Here is a 7196-nt window from a genome sequence, read left to right on the forward strand (position 1 = left end):
TATTTCCAGGTGCAAGATGTGAGCTATCTTTTTGGTTGATTCAGTTTTGGCACTGGCAATCACATCTGAAAATTTTTGGTTGTCCATAGATTCTGTGAATTGTGTGATTTTGAAGTGCAAAAAAAGTATTGCCCATTGTGCGCTGACTACGCTGGTTTCTCCCGGTTCAAACCCTCGTGCTATTAATTCTTCGTAATGTGGATGCTCTAAAACTTGGTCAAGTATTCCGTGAGCTAAATCAAGTAGTTGCTGTAGTTGTTGGGTCATTAGTGAATCAGCTTAAAAATACCCTCTAGCAGCCAGTTCATCAAATCGAATGGGAACAGTAAAAAATTAGTTACGCGGCTAGGTTCTTTCCCAGTTCATCAATGATTGCGTCAATTTCTTGGTGTAAGTCGATTTCATCTGGTGTAACTTCTACGGGTTGTTGACCCAAGCTGGCTAAATCTCGGATAGCTCCCAAATACTCTTGCTTTTGATACTGCCAGTTTTGGTTTATGGCTTCTGTTAGCTCGGTTTGGCGGATAGCCAAGTTATTCAGGATGAGTTGGTTTTTAACTTGAGCGATCGCATCGACGGCGGCGATTTCTTCACTGGCCTGCTTGGCTAACTGCTCAACCAGAGATAAGCCAGTATTGGGCGTTGGGGACTGGGTAGGATTGGTTAGCTGTTGCTGAGGTGCTGAGGGGACTATAGGGGCGTTTTGTGGTTTTTCTGTGGCTGTTTGAGATGCTTGTGGTGTAGGAGTTTCAGAGTTTTCTAAATTTTCGCTCTGTGCTGGCAATTGTGGCTGTTGTTGTTGCTGAATTTTCTTAGCAACTGCCTCAAAATCCAGTAATGGTAAGGCTTTCACTGTGTCGAAATCATCTGGGTGGATGTCTATCAATGCCAGTCTTAGGGCTTGTTCTGTAGTTTTAAGCTGGTCAACTGCGGCGGCAATACTAATCTGTGTTGCTGGTGTGGGCTTAGGTTTGGTTGTGCGTGGCATAAGTTACGCTCCCTTTTTTATCTGTAATTGCTGGAATGCTTGCTGATAGCGATAGCGGCTGAAATCAGGCTGATTTTTTAGGATGTACCCTTTTACCCGTTCAGAACGTCTAAGCTGTGCCATAAGCCGCCCTACACGGCTTAAAACCCATGCTTGGTATGGTGACAGAGGCGATTCTCTGTCTATGTTTCCATCGTGGGCTTTAGGGTAGGCATTGCGGAAAGACTCAATACGCCAGAATGCTATGTTTTCCCAAGCCACAAGCGTAGAACGGGCTACACCCAACAAATCGGCTAAATGTGTCTTGGTAGCAGGAAACTCAAGAAATAAATCTAAATCTGTGGAATGCTTGCAGCGTCTAGGTTTCATCTGTCATACAGCAATAAATATGAATTGGTAGTTAATTAGCCAATAATCGATAAACTAAGCAGCACAATCAAGCGTCAAATCGCTAAACCCCTTGCAATACTTTCCTTTGGGGTACTCGTAAGACACTAATTAGTATCTGGTTGTTGATCGATTGCTTTTATAGCGTTATATTAGATGACATCGTTTACTAGTGTCAACACTTTGCTGTAATCATTTGCCATATTTTGACGATTTACAACATAATAATTACTCGGCGTATGCTGGATGTATGTTTATGACAAGTGTTGCAAATGACGAGCAGAAGGCCACGAATAGCTTTTGTATGTGACCAATCTCTAAAAGAATCACTAGAACGATGGGCTGAGGAAGAAAGCCGAACACTTAGCAATCTTGTAGAGCTAATTTGTAAAAACGCTGTGGAGAATAAGGAGAAGAAAGATAAATCAGCATGACCGAAAATGACAATATAAAACGTTCTAAAGGTAAATTTGACCCAGTTAGAGAAACTAGAGATTGGTCAATGGCTGCGTCTGAGGATTATTGCAAGCGGATTGCTAGAAAAACAGGCAGGCGACTGATCGAAATAATCGAAACAGAAGATGACCTTTTACCAGTAGTTTGTATATTTGAGGATTACAAAGATGAGTGAAGCAGCAACATTAATACCGCTAAGTGCATTTATTCCAGTTTTCACAGCCATCAGCGATCGCAACTGGTTGAAATTCAAGGAACTTGAAAGAGAGTTCGCTGGTAGTCATGGTGTAGAAACTTGGGCAGATGTTTTAAACTTCCGCATCATGCCAGCGTTGGAACCTGAAGCTAAAAGATGGTTGCTAGTTCAAAGATGTAGCCAAGGCATTAAATCAGTAAAGGAAGTTTCATGAAGGCTCGACCGCGCATTTAAGGGTGAACAGCACTGGCTCTCACAACCACTTCACCCTAAACTCTTGCAAATCTTATACACCGGACGTTTCTTACATTTTTCTTACCGCTACTGATGCGATCGCACTTTTTAGCATGGATACAGCAAAACCAGGATTAGCAAAAATTACAGGTGGCTTGTACAAAATTTGTGATAGCGAAGGGCGATCTATCGCTAAATTCACGCCGCCGCCAATTCTAGAAACACTAGATTGGCAATCTCTTAAACCTACTCAAAAACGGTTGCTAGAGGAATTTGAGAAACACTGGCAAATTATAGCTCACTGGTTGGTTTACTTCCGAGCTTTTGGTGTGGATATCAAGCAAACGCCCTTCACTCTCCCAGAATTTCAGGATAAAAGACCGTTAGCCGAACTTTACAACAGCCAGCTTGAGTTGTGCGCGGCTGTCTGGGAAGTGATCGAAATTCGCCATCACTACCAAACTCCCTACCATTGGTGGGAAAGCTGCATAGTTGAATTACAGCAGGCGCAAGCTAGATCAATTCTTGATAGCGGCGGAAGTGAGAGAAATACACCGTTAAAGGGTGAAGTTGAGAACGGCTTAAGAGGATTTCTAAGGGTTTTGAAAGAGGGGGAAATACCTTTTAATAATTCCGCAAGCAATCAACATCTCTATCGGCTATACACCAGTGCTATTGGCATAAAAAAAGATTCAGCCAAGGTAAAAAAGGCGTGGAAAGTTCACCTCGATAGCCTGAACGGATGGATACGCACAGTTAAAGGGAATAGCGACTTAAAAGCTATTGTTCATCTTGGCTGGCGACTCTACTACCAGGATCAGAAAAGATTAATACCGATAGTAGCAACGAGTATTAAAAATGACTCTTAAAGAATTTTTATACTGAAAATACGCGCTAAATTTGCAATCCACAAATCGAACAAACTAATCTATTTTTATCAGCAATTTTTGAGCAAAAAAAATGCTGAGTACAGTCTCTCTTGTGTCAAATGGTTAGCTAGTGGCTTCCCAAAAAGAATGATTACCAGTCATTCCAACAGAGGATCTGAATACCCAACAGATTCTCAAAAAATCAATTTTTTTCTTAAAACTACACTAGCAAAAAAAGTATTGACATAACAAGGGGACTGCCAAAAGTAAGTAACTTACCCAGGTGGTCTATGTTTTTTTTGGGAATATCCCCCATACAACAAAGTAAATACAATGACTACAACATAAGAATTGTAGCAAAATGCCCTAGGGGGGGTCAACTTTATAAACTTTTCTGCCTCTTTATTGGTAGGTATTTGACCCTTGAAAAATTAATCAGAGCAATCAAAGCCGGACAACTCACAGAAGTAGGCGAGATTTTAGAATCGATTGGCGTTACTCACCCCGAACTGATCAATGAGATTATCAAGCAATTTCAAGATGATCTAGGGGGTGTAGCATGAGTAGGTTTATAGCTACCTCCAGAAACAACCCTTGTTTATCCTGTGGTGACATCTCCGGTAATTGTCGCCATCAAGCTGAGGGTGAAATTATCCTCTGTATGTCTGCCAATAGTGGCAGGAAGGGCGAATTAGTTGACGGCGGCTACAAAATTATCGACTTTAGCCAAGATGGGTTATGGGCAATCTTAAAGCCAGATAATACACAAGAATGGGCGGAAGAACAAAGGCGGGAATGGGCGGAAGAACAAAGGCGGGAATGGGCGGAAGAACAAAGGCGGCGGCGTGAGCGATTGCAGTGGGAAAAACAGCAAAAATTAACTCAACTACCCCCTATCTCTGAGAGAGATGAACAATACCCCCGCATAGTTGCCAAGTTGGGTTTAAACCAAAAACATCGACTTTCAGAACTCTCAGAACGCAGGGGTTTAAATGCAGATGAGATTGATCTTGCGATCGCTCAAGGCTGGCTATGTAGTTGGAAGCCAGGAGTAAAAGTTGAGGCTTCCCCGCAGTTAGCCGGAGTTGCGAACGGTCAACTTACTGGGGTTGTGGGCTTGGGAATTGCGGCTGTAAGTCATAGTGGTGAGATTACAGGTTTTCAGATTGCCAGTGATAACCGCGCTAAATTTGGTAAGTACATCTGGCTATCATCCGCCAGCAAAGGGGGCAATAGTCCACATCTGCCAAACGGTGAATTACCTGTTTTTGTGTGGAAGCATCCAGAAGCTGAGGAAATCACAGAATCTTGGCTGGTAGAGGGTAGTTTAAAATCGCTAATTACTGCCCTGAAATTGTGGTTTAGATATGGACGCAAGGATATACAAATCATTGGCGCGGCTGGCGGTAACTGGTATGGGTCTATCAATACCGTACTAGAGGCACTAGGGACAATCAACAAAGTCTTTTTATGTCCTGATGCTGGAAGCTTGGTTAATTCTCATATCTTGGGAAATTACAGAAAAATTATTGATGAATTAACCAGTAAAGATTACTCAGTTAATGTTGGTTGGTGGGGTCAATTTCAAAAGGGTAAACATTCAGATATTGATGAATTACCTAACACTTTAGATTTTCAATTAATCACACCAAAAGAATTTTTTAACCATACAAATAAGGCTAATTGGTTACATCGCCGCACCTATACTGCCGATATTGTTGTAAACCAAGCCGATTTTAAATTCCCGAAAGTACCAAAAACCAATGCTGTAATAGGGGTTAACTCTGGTTTAGGTACTGGGAAAACAGAAGCTTTAATTAAACTAATCAACTCATCTTGTAATCGTGCATTTTTGATTGGCTATCGCAACAATTTACTATTACAAACTGGTAATAGAGCGAGCCAACACGGTGTTACTATTTATCATTTAAAAGAAGATGATGGTATTAGTTTAGTACCTGATGATAGTACCAATTTGGCTTTATGTTTAGATAGTATTCACCACATCGACGGTTATTTTAATGATGTTGATATCTATCTTGATGAAACTGTATCTATACTGCTTCATGCGACTAGCGGCGGTACTTTAGGAGATGAGCAAGGCAAAGCTATAGCCATACTTTCTAAAGCCTTAAAAGAGTGTAATAGGGTAATATTACTTGATGGTAATTTGGCTGATATTCATGTTGATTTCATAGCCAAAGTATCAGGTAAAGAAGTCGTCAAAATTAAGAATGAGGCAAAAATTAAACCTCATACTTTTAAATTCGTTGTGGGAGTAGATGAGGAATGCGAACTTAAAAAGCGCGATAAATCACCATTAATTAAGGCAATGTTGGCTGATGGCGTTATCCCTTGGATTGCTAGTGATTCTAGAAACTTAACTAATATTATTGATGAGATTTTTAAAAGTGCTGGCAAGCGCGGTTATGTTCTCAACAAGGATACAGCAGGGGAACCTTGGGCTAAAGAATTTTTGGTAAGTCCTGATGAGTTCATAGCCAACCATAAACCAGATTATTTCGTAATTTCGCCAACTGCTGAGAGTGGTGTAAGTGTCACAATTAAAAACTATTTCACTGATAAATTTACTTTCTTTACTGGTGTTCAAGGCACTAACAGCCAACATCAAATGTTATTTAGACTTAGGGACGACAGTATAACTCATTATGTATTCTGTCCAGAATTTAGCCAGGTTAGAGACAGAAATAACCCTGGAAATTACTCAGCAAAAGCTTTCAGCGAGGCACAAAATTCTAGAATTATGCAATCTGCTATGTTAGCGGCGGGTGGTAATACAAATCAAATAATGAAAGTAATTGGTGATGCTGTAGCCAGAAGTAACGATGATTGGTGGGCGTTGAGTGCTGAGTTAGGGTCAATTGATAACTATGAAATGGATAATCTTAGAGATTGTTTGATTTATGCCTTAAGTGATGTTGGGCATAGTGTTGAGGTTGTGGAATGGGAAATAGATCAAGAGTTCAAAGATAAGGAAAAATCAGCTAAAGAAGTTGTTCAATCTCGTTACGCTTTAGAGCTTTTTAAGGCGATTGAGTTTGAAAATGTAGAACTTGCCAACGCGGCGGCTAAGGCAAACCCCAACAAGGACACACAGCGCAGGATTGAAAAAACTAGATTACTTGACAGGCTACCAGACATTGAGAATTCTAGTGTTTGGAGTCATGAATTTATTAATAAATACTACGTAAAAGATAGAGAATTTATCAGCAAGCAACAAAGATTTTATATGCTGAATCACTCCGATATATCCAAAAAACGGAGTGAGGTTAACTGGTTCTATATGGCTACTAATCAACACTTCTTTTTGGCTCAAGCCAAGGGTGATTCTCACTTAAAAGTATGGGCATTGCAGCAACTAAATATAATGCAATTCCTAGAGGGTGAATATCACAAAGAGTCACCGGAAGTCTTGGAAGTAATGAATAAGGTTAGAACAGATAAGGAAATAGCCAGGGCGTTAAATCTCAAAAAAATTCCCAAGGAAACAACTGATAAGAGAGAAAATATTGCCTTTGTTTCACAACTTTTAGACAGCATTGGGGTTAAATTCTCTAAACCTACTCAAGTGTTAATCAATGGGGTTAAAACGCGGCTCTACACTGTTGATCAAGAGAAACTAAATCTACCTAGCAGGCTTGAGGTTTTAAAGGCTATTGCTCGTAAATTTGACGGGTATCTAACATCTGATACTGTAGCCAAAGTTAAGTGGGAAGAACACATCACAACATCCTCACCACAACCACAGCCACAGCCACAGCCACAGCCAGAAATACAATCAGAACCACAATCACAGATAACCGCATCTCAAGCAGAACCGATTGATCAATGGTTAGCGGAAGAAAATATCACCTACATAGCCGAATGTTTAGAATTGTGTGAATCACCCAGCGATTTGAATGATTTAAGGCTTGTTACACCTGCGGCTGCTTTAAAGCTTGCGGCGCGGCGGCTACCAGAAGCCAAGCGGGAAATTATCAAGCTTTGGGTGATAGCGGCGTAGCCGTAATGAGTATCTCACATCTTGCACCTGGAAATAGTAATG

Annotated in this window: 9 protein-coding genes; 6 read left to right on the plus strand and 3 right to left on the minus strand. The window is 40.8% G+C overall.

Translation table 11 applies throughout. From position 1 onward, the window contains the following. From NCWK1_RS29810 to NCWK1_RS28280, 3 genes are all read right to left on the minus strand, one after another. A partial coding sequence (locus NCWK1_RS29810; protein ID WP_187308272.1) for a hypothetical protein occupies positions 1-267 on the minus strand: 267 nt, incomplete at its 3' end. Between the two features lie 70 nt (positions 268-337). Continuing rightward, the gene (locus NCWK1_RS28275) at positions 338-988 is read right to left on the minus strand and encodes a hypothetical protein (RefSeq protein ID WP_103126978.1); all 651 of its coding nucleotides are present in this window, start codon (positions 986-988) and stop codon (positions 338-340) included. Positions 989-991: 3 nt separating this feature from the next. Continuing rightward, entirely contained in the window at positions 992-1357 is a 366-nt protein-coding gene (locus tag NCWK1_RS28280) for a hypothetical protein (RefSeq protein WP_103126979.1), read from the minus strand. A 290-nt stretch (positions 1358-1647) separates the two neighbouring features. On the opposite strand from NCWK1_RS28280, the gene NCWK1_RS28285 reads away from it, so the two are divergent. From NCWK1_RS28285 to NCWK1_RS28310, 6 genes are all read left to right on the plus strand, one after another. Next, on the plus strand, positions 1648-1809 hold the full coding sequence (locus NCWK1_RS28285; protein WP_103126980.1) for a ribbon-helix-helix domain-containing protein: 162 nt from the start codon (positions 1648-1650) through the stop codon (positions 1807-1809). Further along, a complete protein-coding gene (locus tag NCWK1_RS28290) occupies positions 1806-2006 on the plus strand; it encodes a hypothetical protein (RefSeq protein ID WP_103126981.1) in 201 nt (66 codons plus the stop codon). Before NCWK1_RS28285 ends, NCWK1_RS28290 begins: the two co-directional genes overlap by 4 nt. Then, positions 1999-2241 carry a hypothetical protein gene (locus NCWK1_RS28295; RefSeq protein ID WP_103126982.1) on the plus strand — a complete coding sequence of 81 codons (243 nt, stop codon included), beginning with the start codon at positions 1999-2001 and terminating at the stop codon, positions 2239-2241. Before NCWK1_RS28290 ends, NCWK1_RS28295 begins: the two co-directional genes overlap by 8 nt. Positions 2242-2263: 22 nt before the next feature. Then, positions 2264-3130 (plus strand): hypothetical protein, encoded by an 867-nt coding sequence (locus NCWK1_RS28300; protein ID WP_146034057.1) that lies wholly within the window; start codon positions 2264-2266, stop codon positions 3128-3130. Between the two features lie 416 nt (positions 3131-3546). Further along, entirely contained in the window at positions 3547-3693 is a 147-nt protein-coding gene (locus NCWK1_RS29815) for a hypothetical protein (RefSeq protein WP_187308273.1), read from the plus strand. Continuing rightward, complete coding sequence (locus tag NCWK1_RS28310; protein ID WP_146034058.1) at positions 3690-7154, plus strand: plasmid replication protein, CyRepA1 family; 3465 nt, start codon at positions 3690-3692, stop codon at positions 7152-7154. The genes NCWK1_RS29815 and NCWK1_RS28310 overlap by 4 nt, the downstream gene beginning before the upstream one ends. Positions 7155-7196: the final 42 nt, after the last annotated feature.

It is taken from the genome of Nostoc cycadae WK-1, assembly GCF_002897135.1.
Classification (GTDB): domain Bacteria; phylum Cyanobacteriota; class Cyanobacteriia; order Cyanobacteriales; family Nostocaceae; genus Nostoc_B.

What these genes read in the sequence shown, in the direction of transcription:
- NCWK1_RS28290 (WP_103126981.1), top strand. Translation starts at nt 1,806, where the DNA reads ATGACCGAAAATGACAATATAAAACGTTCTAAAGGTAAATTTGACCCA.
- NCWK1_RS28310 (WP_146034058.1), top strand. Translation starts at nt 3,690, where the DNA reads ATGAGTAGGTTTATAGCTACCTCCAGAAACAACCCTTGTTTATCCTGT.
- NCWK1_RS28295 (WP_103126982.1), top strand. Translation starts at nt 1,999, where the DNA reads ATGAGTGAAGCAGCAACATTAATACCGCTAAGTGCATTTATTCCAGTT.
- NCWK1_RS28285 (WP_103126980.1), top strand. Translation starts at nt 1,648, where the DNA reads ATGACGAGCAGAAGGCCACGAATAGCTTTTGTATGTGACCAATCTCTA.
- NCWK1_RS28280 (WP_103126979.1), bottom strand. Translation starts at nt 1,357, where the DNA reads ATGAAACCTAGACGCTGCAAGCATTCCACAGATTTAGATTTATTTCTT.
- NCWK1_RS28275 (WP_103126978.1), bottom strand. Translation starts at nt 988, where the DNA reads ATGCCACGCACAACCAAACCTAAGCCCACACCAGCAACACAGATTAGT.